The following is a 10464-nucleotide window of genomic DNA, read 5'->3' on the forward strand; positions in this document are numbered from 1 at the left end:
CTCGGCCTCCGAGGGGCCGGTGGCGACACCCAGAACCTCGCGCTTGCCGTCCTCGTTGACCGCCACCACAATTATCACCGCCTTCACAAGCGGCTGGAGGGTGGCAAGTTCGTCTGGCCACAGCCGCCCCGCCTCGATCGGGTTGCGATCATCGACCAAGAACAGGAAGACGTCGCGGTCCGAGGCGTAGAGCGTGGTCGTGTCGCGGCTGATTTCGACATCCGGATTGTAGACCCCGGTCGACCAGTCCAGCACGCCCGGCACCTTCCAGCGCGTGTCACCCGTGCCATTGCCCGCGATGCGCTGCACCGCCTCGACCAGCTCATGGTCATGGATGCGGCCATAGTCGGGGCCGGTCACGGCACGCAGTTCGGTGCGACCGTCTTCCGTCTCGAAGGTTTTCACCTGCTCTGCGCGGTGGTTGGCGAGGCCGTATTGCAGGTTGATCCCGGCCAACGGCGCGGGCAGCTGCCGCAGGTAGGAGGCCGGTGCGCTGATGATGCTCGCAAGCTGGCCGAAGGCCCAGTGCGTGGGCGCGACCGGCTCCTGCGCTTTCGGCAGGAACAGGTGCAACCGCTCGGGGTTGTCGCGCGCGGCCTCGACGCGGATGTCGGCGGTTTGCACTACGCGGCTGCGGCTGCGCGCGGACCGGCCCTTCACCGATGCCCAGAGATCGTCGAGCGACAGATACCGCTCATCATCGGGCCGGTTGAACCATTCGGACGACACCCGCCCGTTCCGCTCACCCCGGCTCACATCCACTTTCCAGCCACTAGCCCGCGCCGGTGCGACCGGATCCAGAACTTCTATAACGCCCATCGGTATTCCTCCGTGACAGGCGCCGGGAGCCACTCTCCCAGCCTCAAACCTGTCACCGGAAAACCGGCACTCCTCTCACTCTCAAAGCCCTGCGCCGACGAGTTAACTTCCGCGACGATGTGAATGCACGATCAGTAAAACGCAATCTGGTCCAATAAGAGGAAGAGCAAGTCTACTTGATCTTCTTAAGTTCCTGGATCTCACGGAGCGCGGCGCGTTCAAACCGCTTGATCTGCTGAGTGATCTTTTCGTCACCACCGAATGCGGAGGCGCTGCGCCGTCCATAGGAAGAAAAATTTCGCACGATCCGAACACCTTCGTCGTCACGCACCTTCAGGTGAGCGAACCGGCGATACAGGCGCTTGGTGTGTGCCTTAGTCGACTTTCCAGATGCAATATTTCGCTCGGCGATCTTGCGGGTCCGACGCATAGCTCTTTTCATCTTGCGCCACTGGCGAGCGAGGGAGCTTTCGCGAATTGCAGGCCCCGCCTCGTGGAGCGCGAAGCCAAGGTACTGTGCCGCTTTCCCCGCCACGGCGCCCGTGCCCGTAAACTCGGTCCTTTCGGTCTTGTGCGGAGAGATATCCAGCTTCTCTGCCTTGATGAGATCCATGATCTCTGCTTCGGCTGCTGCGGCGTGAGCAGGGTCGCAGATCACCAAGATGTCGTCCGAATAGCGGCGATACAGCGCACCGATGCTGTCGCAGAAAGCGCGTGCAGCCTTGTCGAAGTCAATCATGTATAGGTTCGACGCTGCTGCGCTGATGGGGGTGCCCTGAGGGATGCCTCGCCGATGCCCCTTTGCCAGTTCGGGGTTCGGGTGGAACTTGATGCCATTTGCCTTGAGTTCTTCGACGCTGGCGATCCGGTCCCGGCCATTCCCCTTGAGCCGGGAGGAGAACGTGGCGTTCGCCTTGAGTTCTTCCATATCGACGTAGTGGAAGGCGGTGATCGCCCGAAATACGCGCATCCAGTGTTCGGGCAGTGACGTTACGCCCAGCACTGCCTTCACGCGGCGCTTCAGGAGCGTGTGGTCAAGATTGTCGAAGAAGCTGCTGACGTCGAACGCCAAGATTGTGACGGGAGCATGGGTCTTGGCAAACGCAAGCACTTCCGCCGAGAAATCGTAGTTGCCGCGACCCAGGGCACGATAGGCCAGAACGCTATCGGACAGACCTGCGGCGTCATAATGGGCATCCAGCAATTTGTTTATTTCGCTGGCGTAGAACGAAAGTATGCAGGCGTCCCGGTGCGACGCATACTTGATCGGGCGGTCCTTCGAGGTGATCGTCCGTTTCCCGGTCATCGGGCATTTCTTGTAGCGTTTCTCTGACTTCGTGTAGTGAAGCAGCGGGACAAACGAGTGCTGAATCACGAAGTTCGGGTCCATTGCCTTCCTAGCGAACTTCTCGCCAACGGGCAGATCGAAATGGCGGTAGCCTCTGGACTTAAACCAATCGAGCCGCATTCAGCCTCCTTATCGCAGAGTTCGGAGGACTGGCCCTGACCCTGGGCTCCGGTTTTTAGGCCGGGCGTCCCCCGAACGCACGCCACCTTCTGTCAGCGCATACGTTCAGCGTCTCACTTCCGAACGCCTCGCAGACACGGGTCTCAAAACGCGAGGTGGTATAATGTAACCGTGGAGGTCCGAGCTATGCTCAGTGTCTCATTCCGTCTGGCTCTGGTCGCAGAGATGCTGTTCGGCATCGTGCTGCCAGGTCACCATAAAGAGGTTGACAAGTTCAACGGCCAAACCCGTGAGCCATTTCTCGCGGGCAGTCACTATTTGGTGAGCAAGTTTCGGCAATTCAAGGTTGCCAAAAGACAATTTAGCCAACCCGGTTGATGCCGAGAGTACGAGAACCCGGCGGGTTTCCCCGCCGGGCCCGAGGGGGAGGCCCCGTTTTTTTTCAGAACGGGATCTCATCGTCGCGGTCGACCAGCTCGGGGTTTTCGTTTTCGGCCGACTTCGGGCGGCTCAGGAAGTCGACCTTTTCGGCGATGATCTCGCAGCCGTAGCGGTCGTTCCCCATGCTGTCGATCCACTTGGTGTAGTGGATGCGGCCGTGGACGAGGACCTTCATGCCCTTTTCGCAATGCTCCGCGACCGTCTTGCCGAGACCGTTGAAGCAGGTGATGCGGTGCCATTCGGTGTCCATGACCCGGTAGCCGTTCTCGTCGCGCAGGACGCGACCTTCCGAGAGGCGGGGGCGGGAGGTGGCGAGGCTGAAGTTGGTGATCTTTGTGCCGCCCTGGGTGGTGCGGACTTCGGGGGTCTGACCGATGTTGCCGGCGAGGATGACGATGTTCTGCATGGTAAGCTTCCTTCTGTGTCCTGTCTTCGGGACCGTCCCTTCGACAAGACCCGGAAGAAGCCCGTCGGGTGACGCGTGCACGGTGGACGGAACGGACGCCGGAAACCCCCAGAGGACCGGGGTGGAGCGGGCAGCCCCAAAGGGGCAACACGGCCCGGACCGACGCGGGGTTGCGCGCAGGCAGGCGAACGGGATTAGGGGATTGTCAGTCGAAGGGATGGCCCGGGAGACAGAGATGCGCGGGGAACCCATGCCAGTACTTGTCACCTTGCCCATCGGGACAGCCTGACCCCCAGTTCAGCACCTCACTGGCGACGAAAACGGCGACCAACAGCCTTTGCCACCCCTGCCCTTGCCTGCCGGGAGTTGCGGTGCCTTGCCGCGACGGGCTATCGATACCGGGACATTCAGGACACGGAGCGCACCAATGGCTGATTACGATCTCGAGACACTGTCGCTCGGCGAGCTGAAGAAAATGCAGAAGGACGTCTCCAAGGCGATCTCCAGCTATGAGGATCGGCAGAAGGCGGAAGCCCGCGCCAAGGTGGAGGCTCTCGCCCGGGATCTGGGCTACTCCCTGGCCGAACTTGTCGGCACCGAGACGAAATCCTCCCGGGCGCCTGCCAAGGCGAAGTACCGGCACCCTGAGAACCCGGCACTCACCTGGTCCGGCCGGGGGCGCAAACCGCAGTGGTTCGTGGAGGCGTTGGAGGTGGGGAAAACTGCAAGCGACCTGGCCATAAGCTGATGGTAAGCGCGACGGGGTAACCCTATGCGGCGAGGCTTGACGTCTGATTGAAGCGCCACGGCATGAGGTCTTCGATGCTGCTTTGCGGGTGACCGTCCAGGATGGCGCGCAGGGTTGCCCATGAAGCAGCACCTGCGCTGACGCGGTTCGCCAATTCCTCGCCGCAGGGCTTCGTGAACGGCATCAAGGCGGCGCGGCAGCAGATCGTGGCGCGGACGGATGAGGATCGGGATGATTTCCTGAGGAAGCGCGGTTTCTCGAAGGCCGAATCCGGCAAGATCATCGAGAAGGTGCTGATGGAGGAGGGCCGCCCGCCCGAAAGCATCTTCGATTTCGTGCAGGGCATCACGCGGCTTGCGCGCGACAAGACCCAGCAGGATGCCCGCCTCGACATGGAGGGCCGGGCCAAGAAGCTCCTCGACCGGGTCGGCTAACGCCGGGCCCGACATCGCGACCGCCCTCGCGCGCGGCGGTCGCGCACTCCCCTTCCACACGCACGCTACTGGCCTCGCCCCGAGAGGGCAGGGGGCTTCGGCCTGCGCATTTCAGCGAGAACCCCCATGCTCGATGTCGGCACCCCCGACAAGGCTGCCCGCGCGCTGGCGCTGTTCCAGGAACTTCGCGCCGCAGATCAGGACGCAGACGACCCGGAGGTCGCAGGCTTTGATCTCGTGCTCCAGGACGCGCCCGAGGGCAGCGCCATCTGGATCCATGACGACGACCACGGCGATGTCGAAGCCGTCATCCGCTTCGTGTTGCGCCTTGCGGAAGAGATCGACCTCGCCGGCCTCTGGGGGTTCCAGTACGCCCTGACCTGCTCCCGGCCGCGCCTCGACGCCTTCGGCGGCGGCGCGCATGTCATCGATCTCGGTGCGCGGAAATCCTTCGGCTGGACCAGCAGTCACGAATGGCTGGCCGCGGCTCTCAACGGGGAGGACATCGATGCCTGAGCTCATCTGCACCACCGTCTACCAGTTCCCAGAACTTTCAGATGCCGCCAAGGAAAAGGCCCGCAGCTGGTATCGCGAGCTTGGCCCCCACGACGATTGGTGGGACGCGGTCTACGAGGATTTCGAGCGGGTCTGCGAAATCCTCGGCATCCGGCTGAAGACCACCCCCGTCCGCCTGATGGGCGGCGGGACGCGGGCCAAGCCCAGCATCTGGTTCTCCGGCTTCTGGAGCCAGGGCGACGGAGCCTGCTTCGAGGGCTATTGGTCCCACGCCAAGGGCGCGGCCGCGCACATCCGGGATTACGCGCCACAGGACGCAACCTTGCACAGCATCGCCGACCGGCTGCAGGCCCTCCAGCGGCGCAATTTTTACCAGCTGGCCGCCGAGGCCAGCCACCGTGGCCGCTACTACCACGAATACACCATGTCCGTGGACGTCACCCGCGACAGCCCGACCTGGCAGTCGCCGACCGACGATGCGGAGGAGATCGTGACCGAGGCGCTGCGCGATCTGGCCCGCTGGCTCTACCGGCAGCTTGAAGCCGAATACGACCACCTCACCTCGGACGAGGCCATCGAGGAGGGGATCATCGTGAACGAGTACACCTTCACCGAAGCCGGGCGGCGGTTCGGGTGAGAGCGCGGGCAGTTCATTTGATCTTTACAAAGAGGTCATATGATCTATATTCAGGCCAATGGAGGACGCCATGTACGTTGCTGAGAAAATCCGGGAACCCGCACAGATCAATGCCGTCGCGTTGAAGGCCTATGCGCGCGTGGCCGATGCTTGGGGTCTCAGCCTCAAGGAAGCGGCTGGCCTTGCGGATATGTCAGAGAGCACCTGGAAGCGCGCCAAGAAGCCGGATTTCGCGGGGGAACTGACCAAGGATCAGCTTCTGCGGCTCAGTGCGGTGATCGGTATTTACAAGTCGCTCGAACTCTACTTCTCCGAGCCGCTCGCGCGAAGCTGGTTCACCCGTCCGAACACCGGCCCGCTGTTCGGGGGCAGCCGTCCGGTTGACACCGCCATCGACGGGGGCTTGCCGCAGATCCTCGCGGTGCGGACCTATCTTGATGCGTTGCGTGGTGGGGCATGAAGCAGACCGAGATTTCTGATCGCGGTCTCGTTCGTCTTCTGCCCGCCACCTACCACAAGCCACCGTCCTTGCGGGGTCTCGTCGATACCGATGACGAGATGGAGATCCTGGCCGAAATCGAGGGTCTGACCAGCGGCCGTCTTCTGGCGGAACGTGGCCGCAACCCGCATCTGGACCCGCGCGAGCTGGCCTGGCAGCGCCGCAGCCGCGATCTGCGCATCTACGGCGACAGTCATGTCAACGCCGCCTTCACCTACACCCGCGTCGGCGGAAACCGCTTCAACACCGAGGAGCGCGGCGCGTGGTATTGCGCATGGGACGTGATGGTGTCCGTCAGCGAAGTGGCCTGGCACCGCACGCGCGAACTAGGCTTTACCGGCAGCTTCCATGACAGCGCTCGCTATGTGGAACTGCTGGCTGACTTCATCGGCGTCTTCGACGACATGACCGACGAGCCGGGCCATCCCGCACTGCATACGGATCCGGCTGTCGGCTATCCCGAGGGCCAAAGCCTGGCCCAACATCTCCGTCGGGCTGGATCGCGGGGCCTGATCTATCCCTCGGTCCGGGCTCCTGCGCCGGGTGGGAATTGCTTGGTCTGCTTCGAGCCCCACGCCATCCAGAACGTCCGGCCGGGCGCATCCTGGGATCTTGTTTGGGATGGGACGCCGCACTACTCGGTTACGGCTGTCGGCTAACGCGTTACAGCGAAAGCGCCCTTGGAGGTCCGAAGAAATGAAGCCTGCAAACGACAACAGCGCGGACGTCACAAGCTTGAAGCCATGCGACCATCAGGCATTCTTCGAGGTTTTGGACTCTCCGCCCTCACCGACGGAAGCGTTACGGGCAGCATTTCGCCGGACGAAAGAGAGGTCATTCCGGCAAAACACATGGCTTCCAAAGATGAACTGAGTCCGCCGGTCTTCTGGGCTTCCCATATACGCGCTGAGGACGGCGACGTCTCTGGCCCGAGAGACCACTATAGTTTTCTTCGATGAGGTTGCTTTTCCAGCGTTATGGACGCTCCAATATCACCATTTTCAAAGAATTGAGGGGCTAGCCCCAAGTGGAGGAAGATCTGAAGACGCTGGGTCGAGAGACGACTACGACTTGCGGTGGTTGCCGAAGGTCGCAGCAGTGCACCTCCCGGCGTGCCATCGGGACCAGGCTTTGGTCCTTCGGACAGGAGTTTGACCGGGGTTGATGTCCCGAAGGGCCAATCTGCCAATCTATAGGTTGGCAACTACGCTAAGTTTGCCAAGCCACGGTATGGCAGAAGCTCCGGAAGGCCGGAGCCAGCCGGTGCCTTGCTCACTTGTTCCCGTCGATCCACTTCGACATCAGCCCCTTGTCACGGAAGCATTCGTCCGGAACGGCGCGCCGTTTGATCCGGGCGAGCTTCTCCGCGAAGGCCACCTGCTTCGATGTCGGCAGCCGGTCCATGGCCGACACCGGCTTCAGCTGGGCCTGCGCCTCGATCCAGGCACTCAGTGACCGGCGGTCCTGCTGGACCTCCCATGGCAGGAGGGTCTTGTTGCGCAGGGCGAGGGAGCGCGCACAGCCGCCCGCTATGAGGCCTATCTGGGAGATACGCTCTGGTTAGCGAACCAGTCCTCTCGCGACCTGGAGACCGCGAACCGCGACGAGATCATTCGAGCGACCTGCTCCCTCCGTCTCATGAAGCCGGATGTGGATTTGGAATGACGGACGCCTTTCTGGATGCCAGACGGTTACTGAAAGGGCCTTGGCAAGCCTTCGAGCGTGACGTCGCTCGACTGTTGATCTGCAATGGTTTCCAGGATGTGCGGGTTGTAGGTGGATCAGGAGATCGCGGCGCGGATGTCTTGGGCCGGAAGAACGGCGAGCTTTGGGTCATCCAATGCAAGTTCACCACAAATGGTTTCGCTGCGGCGGCCGCGGTCGACGAGGTCGCCGAGGCAGGGCGCTTGGATCGCCCGCTACCGGTCAATGTTCACGTCGTGGAGATTTGCGGGGAATGCAACAATGGATTTTCAGCTCACGAAGAATACTTCGCGGCCTTTCTCGGCGCCACCATGTCCGGAAGCGTCGAACCCGTTCCTGAAATGTTTGAGAGCGCTCGCCGCGCACTTTTTGGAAATTCGAAACTGGCAGCCGAGATCAGTCGCTCCGCCGAAACCTACGTGGATGAAGATGGGGTCCAGCGGCTCATTTGGCGTCCCGAACTTGAACGGCTCGAAAAGGTCGTTGTGAAAAACGCTCGCGGTCACGCCCACTACGAACTGGGACAGCCTTGCTTCGGTCAGCCTGAACACGTTCTTCTTCAGCCGCTAATCACGGCACCTGAGGAATGGATCACGGAATTTCTGCTCGTCGATCATGGCAATGCCTGGCCGGAGGTCGGCAGTCGATTGCTTCAGCGGCTTTACTCCGGAGAAGACATGGCGGCCGGGTGGATCATTGTGCAACCTGGTGTCTATGTTTTTACAGTTTTTGAGAACGATGGCATCGTCGTGCGCAGCATAATTAGGGAGTATCTCTTGACCGAGGTTCGATGGTCATGACGTTCCGGATGTGACACTAATTTACATAAAGAGCGTTATGCGCCATTTTTTGATGTATGCGACATATTTAACCAGTATCGCGTATGCCGCCGCTCCCCGGTCCGGTTCAGCGCGCCCATCTCGACCAGGTTCTGCAGATCCCGGGTTGTAGTCGCGCGCGATGTGCCAGTGATGGCGATGTAATTCTCGGCGCTGAGCCCGCCCTTGAACCCCTCGGGCCCCTCTCGGAACATGCGCTCGATCACCTTGGCCTGCCGGTCGTTCAGCTGATCGCGGAACTGGTCGTAGAACTTTGCCTTGGCGATGAAGAAAGCAACCCGCGTCAGTGTGACCTGCTGCGCGTTCAACACCGTCTCGCCGAACCACAAAAGCCACGCGGTCACATCCAGCGTCTTCTGGTGGGCTTCGAGCTGGTCGTAGTACCCCTTGCGGTCGCGTTCGATCGTATAGGCCAGCGCGATCAGGCTCGGCTGGCCGATATTCTGCGCGAGGGACTTTTCAGCCAGAGCGCGGCCCAAGCGGCCATTGCCGTCCTCGAACGGATGGACGCTCTCGAACCACAGGTGCCCAAGTGCCGCGCGCGTCAGCGCGGGCAATGGCGTCGCCCCCTCTGGCGCCGTGCGGTTGAACCAGTCGACGAACACGTCCATTTCGCCTTGGACTTGCGCCGACGGAGGCGCTTCGAAATGCACCGTCGGTCGGTCAATGCGGCCGGAAACGATCTGCATCGCGTCGTCATGCCGACGGTACGCACCGATCGTCTCGAGGCCACGGTCATGGGACAGGAGCATACCGTGCCAGTGAGAGAGCGTGTCGTGGGTCAGAGGAGCTGCGTGGTTCGAATAGACATCGACCATCATTTCGGCGATGCCCCGCTCGCGGGGCTTGGAGGGTGCGCCATCAGCGGTCAGTCCGAACTGCCGCCGCAACGAGGACTGGACGCTGGACCGGTCCAGAACCTCGCCCTCGATGGCGCTCGTCCGCATCGCCTCCTCACTCAGAAGCTCGATGCGCAGCCGGTCGCGCTCCTCGCCAGTCACATGGCGGACCGCACCAAGGATTTCGCCTGAGGACAGCAGAAAGCGCCGTTCGAGTGGCTCGATCGCAGCGCGGTCATAGCGGAAGTTCGGCCAGTCGGGTTGTGTCCAGTTCCAGCGCATGAGCTATAGAATCCCTTTCTATAACTCACTATGTGACAAATCGATGATTTATGGAAGTGGGTTCTATGCACCACCAACGAGTCCAAAGGTTGGACACATCTCCATGTAACGGCCCGGATCAGCCGTACTGTATCCGATCGGACAGAGGTCAGGCGGCGTCGCTTATTGGTTCGTAGCGAACCTCGGCCATAGCATCGTCCAGCCACGCGGGCTGCAGATCGCCATTGTTCCATTGGTAGAGGAAACCCACCAGATTGTTGGTCTTCTTGCAGAGGATGCGCATGATCGGTTCGCCGGTGAGGCGGGGTTTTGGGGTCATGACGCGCTCCTGCTATCTGGACCTCATAACTGGTTAAAGGGAGGTCAAAAATTTCTTGTCGGCGGTGTTAACGAGAGGTTTCTGCAACTGCAAGGTGTGGGCGGTAGCTTCGGCAAAAACCCACCGACAAAAGGACAAGTTGTCTTTATAGTCAGGTTGTTGACGTATCATTTTCTGTATTCTGCGCCGCAGCGCGAACGGCAATCTCGTCCAGAAGTATGTCGATCTCCGCCCAGACGCGCGGCTCGATCTGGCCGCGGATCAAGGCCCACTTGCTGAGCACATCGAGGGGGTCATGGGCGTGCAAGATGGAAGTCAGCGCATTGGCATCGACAGCCAGAGATGTCCGCGCGCGCCATTCGGTGATCCGCGTTCTCTGCTCTTCGGATGGTGGGACGAACTTTGACCCGAGCTGCCAGGTCTTCACGGCACGGCGCAGAGCGGCCCGGATGACATGAGCGGGGTCGACGCCGCAGTCGATGAGGGCTTCTTCCTGCCGTTCCAGCGCGTTCA

The 10464-nt window shown here is 61.4% G+C and carries 13 protein-coding genes and 3 pseudogenes; 9 read left to right on the forward strand and 7 right to left on the reverse strand.

From position 1 onward, the window contains the following. Together Q5Y72_RS19095 and Q5Y72_RS19100 are read right to left on the reverse strand one after the other, a co-directional pair. Positions 1–819, reverse strand: a pseudogene (locus Q5Y72_RS19095) (hypothetical protein); the annotation flags it as partial. Between the two features lie 172 nt (positions 820–991). Further along, positions 992–2287, reverse strand: coding sequence for a reverse transcriptase domain-containing protein (locus Q5Y72_RS19100; RefSeq protein ID WP_305964985.1), 1296 nt, complete (start codon positions 2285–2287; stop codon positions 992–994). Between the two features lie 186 nt (positions 2288–2473). Between Q5Y72_RS19100 and Q5Y72_RS19105 the strand changes: the two genes are divergently transcribed. Beyond that, entirely contained in the window at positions 2474–2665 is a 192-nt protein-coding gene (locus tag Q5Y72_RS19105) for a hypothetical protein (RefSeq protein ID WP_305964986.1), read from the forward strand. 64 nt (positions 2666–2729) lie between these two features. Here Q5Y72_RS19105 and Q5Y72_RS19110 read toward each other — a convergent pair whose 3' ends face one another. Further along, positions 2730–3134, reverse strand: coding sequence for a single-stranded DNA-binding protein (locus tag Q5Y72_RS19110; protein ID WP_090271194.1), 405 nt, complete (start codon positions 3132–3134; stop codon positions 2730–2732). 427 nt (positions 3135–3561) lie between these two features. Between Q5Y72_RS19110 and Q5Y72_RS19115 the strand changes: the two genes are divergently transcribed. From Q5Y72_RS19115 to Q5Y72_RS19145, 7 genes and pseudogenes are all read left to right on the forward strand, one after another. Further along, positions 3562–3882: an H-NS histone family protein gene (locus Q5Y72_RS19115; RefSeq protein WP_305964987.1), complete on the forward strand. Its 321-nt coding sequence runs from the start codon at positions 3562–3564 to the stop codon at positions 3880–3882. A gap of 104 nt (positions 3883–3986) precedes the next feature. Then, positions 3987–4316, forward strand: a pseudogene (locus Q5Y72_RS19120) (DUF932 domain-containing protein); the annotation flags it as partial. Between the two features lie 126 nt (positions 4317–4442). Beyond that, on the forward strand, positions 4443–4832 hold the full coding sequence (locus tag Q5Y72_RS19125; RefSeq protein ID WP_305964988.1) for a hypothetical protein: 390 nt from the start codon (positions 4443–4445) through the stop codon (positions 4830–4832). Next, entirely contained in the window at positions 4825–5469 is a 645-nt protein-coding gene (locus Q5Y72_RS19130) for a DUF8835 domain-containing pootine (protein ID WP_305964989.1), read from the forward strand. The genes Q5Y72_RS19125 and Q5Y72_RS19130 overlap by 8 nt, the downstream gene beginning before the upstream one ends. 58 nt (positions 5470–5527) lie before the next feature. Then, entirely contained in the window at positions 5528–5929 is a 402-nt protein-coding gene (locus Q5Y72_RS19135; RefSeq protein WP_035714338.1) for an MbcA/ParS/Xre antitoxin family protein, read from the forward strand. Further along, complete coding sequence (locus Q5Y72_RS19140) at positions 5926–6627, forward strand: RES family NAD+ phosphorylase (RefSeq protein WP_305964990.1); 702 nt, start codon at positions 5926–5928, stop codon at positions 6625–6627. The genes Q5Y72_RS19135 and Q5Y72_RS19140 overlap by 4 nt, the downstream gene beginning before the upstream one ends. Before the next feature lie 37 nt (positions 6628–6664). Further along, positions 6665–6841, forward strand: a complete 177-nt coding sequence (locus Q5Y72_RS19145; RefSeq protein WP_305964991.1) for a type II toxin -antitoxin system TacA 1-like antitoxin — start codon at positions 6665–6667, stop codon at positions 6839–6841. 399 nt (positions 6842–7240) lie between these two features. Here the strand turns inward: Q5Y72_RS19145 and Q5Y72_RS19150 are convergent, their stop codons facing one another. After that, a complete protein-coding gene (locus tag Q5Y72_RS19150; protein ID WP_305964995.1) occupies positions 7241–7519 on the reverse strand; it encodes a hypothetical protein in 279 nt (92 codons plus the stop codon). Between the two features lie 110 nt (positions 7520–7629). Between Q5Y72_RS19150 and Q5Y72_RS19155 the strand changes: the two genes are divergently transcribed. Continuing rightward, a complete protein-coding gene (locus tag Q5Y72_RS19155; RefSeq protein ID WP_305964992.1) occupies positions 7630–8472 on the forward strand; it encodes a restriction endonuclease in 843 nt (280 codons plus the stop codon). Between the two features lie 35 nt (positions 8473–8507). Here Q5Y72_RS19155 and Q5Y72_RS19160 read toward each other — a convergent pair whose 3' ends face one another. The 3 genes and pseudogenes from Q5Y72_RS19160 to Q5Y72_RS19170 form a co-directional block, all read right to left on the reverse strand. Further along, positions 8508–9632: a Fic family protein gene (locus Q5Y72_RS19160; protein WP_305964993.1), complete on the reverse strand. Its 1125-nt coding sequence runs from the start codon at positions 9630–9632 to the stop codon at positions 8508–8510. Positions 9633–9780: 148 nt separating this feature from the next. Beyond that, positions 9781–9951, reverse strand: a complete 171-nt coding sequence (locus Q5Y72_RS19165) for a hypothetical protein (protein ID WP_305964994.1) — start codon at positions 9949–9951, stop codon at positions 9781–9783. Between the two features lie 151 nt (positions 9952–10102). Further along, positions 10103–10464, reverse strand: a pseudogene (locus Q5Y72_RS19170) (hypothetical protein); the annotation flags it as partial.

This window comes from Paracoccus spongiarum (assembly GCF_030732095.1).
Taxonomy (GTDB): domain Bacteria; phylum Pseudomonadota; class Alphaproteobacteria; order Rhodobacterales; family Rhodobacteraceae; genus Paracoccus; species Paracoccus spongiarum.

Coding starts and splice junctions, on each gene's coding strand:
- Q5Y72_RS19100 (WP_305964985.1), bottom strand. CDS start 2,287: ATGCGGCTCGATTGGTTTAAGTCCAGAGGCTACCGCCATTTCGATCTG.
- Q5Y72_RS19105 (WP_305964986.1), top strand. CDS start 2,474: ATGCTCAGTGTCTCATTCCGTCTGGCTCTGGTCGCAGAGATGCTGTTC.
- Q5Y72_RS19110 (WP_090271194.1), bottom strand. CDS start 3,134: ATGCAGAACATCGTCATCCTCGCCGGCAACATCGGTCAGACCCCCGAA.
- Q5Y72_RS19115 (WP_305964987.1), top strand. CDS start 3,562: ATGGCTGATTACGATCTCGAGACACTGTCGCTCGGCGAGCTGAAGAAA.
- Q5Y72_RS19125 (WP_305964988.1), top strand. CDS start 4,443: ATGCTCGATGTCGGCACCCCCGACAAGGCTGCCCGCGCGCTGGCGCTG.
- Q5Y72_RS19130 (WP_305964989.1), top strand. CDS start 4,825: ATGCCTGAGCTCATCTGCACCACCGTCTACCAGTTCCCAGAACTTTCA.
- Q5Y72_RS19135 (WP_035714338.1), top strand. CDS start 5,528: ATGGAGGACGCCATGTACGTTGCTGAGAAAATCCGGGAACCCGCACAG.
- Q5Y72_RS19140 (WP_305964990.1), top strand. CDS start 5,926: ATGAAGCAGACCGAGATTTCTGATCGCGGTCTCGTTCGTCTTCTGCCC.
- Q5Y72_RS19145 (WP_305964991.1), top strand. CDS start 6,665: ATGAAGCCTGCAAACGACAACAGCGCGGACGTCACAAGCTTGAAGCCA.
- Q5Y72_RS19155 (WP_305964992.1), top strand. CDS start 7,630: ATGACGGACGCCTTTCTGGATGCCAGACGGTTACTGAAAGGGCCTTGG.
- Q5Y72_RS19160 (WP_305964993.1), bottom strand. CDS start 9,632: ATGCGCTGGAACTGGACACAACCCGACTGGCCGAACTTCCGCTATGAC.
- Q5Y72_RS19165 (WP_305964994.1), bottom strand. CDS start 9,951: ATGACCCCAAAACCCCGCCTCACCGGCGAACCGATCATGCGCATCCTC.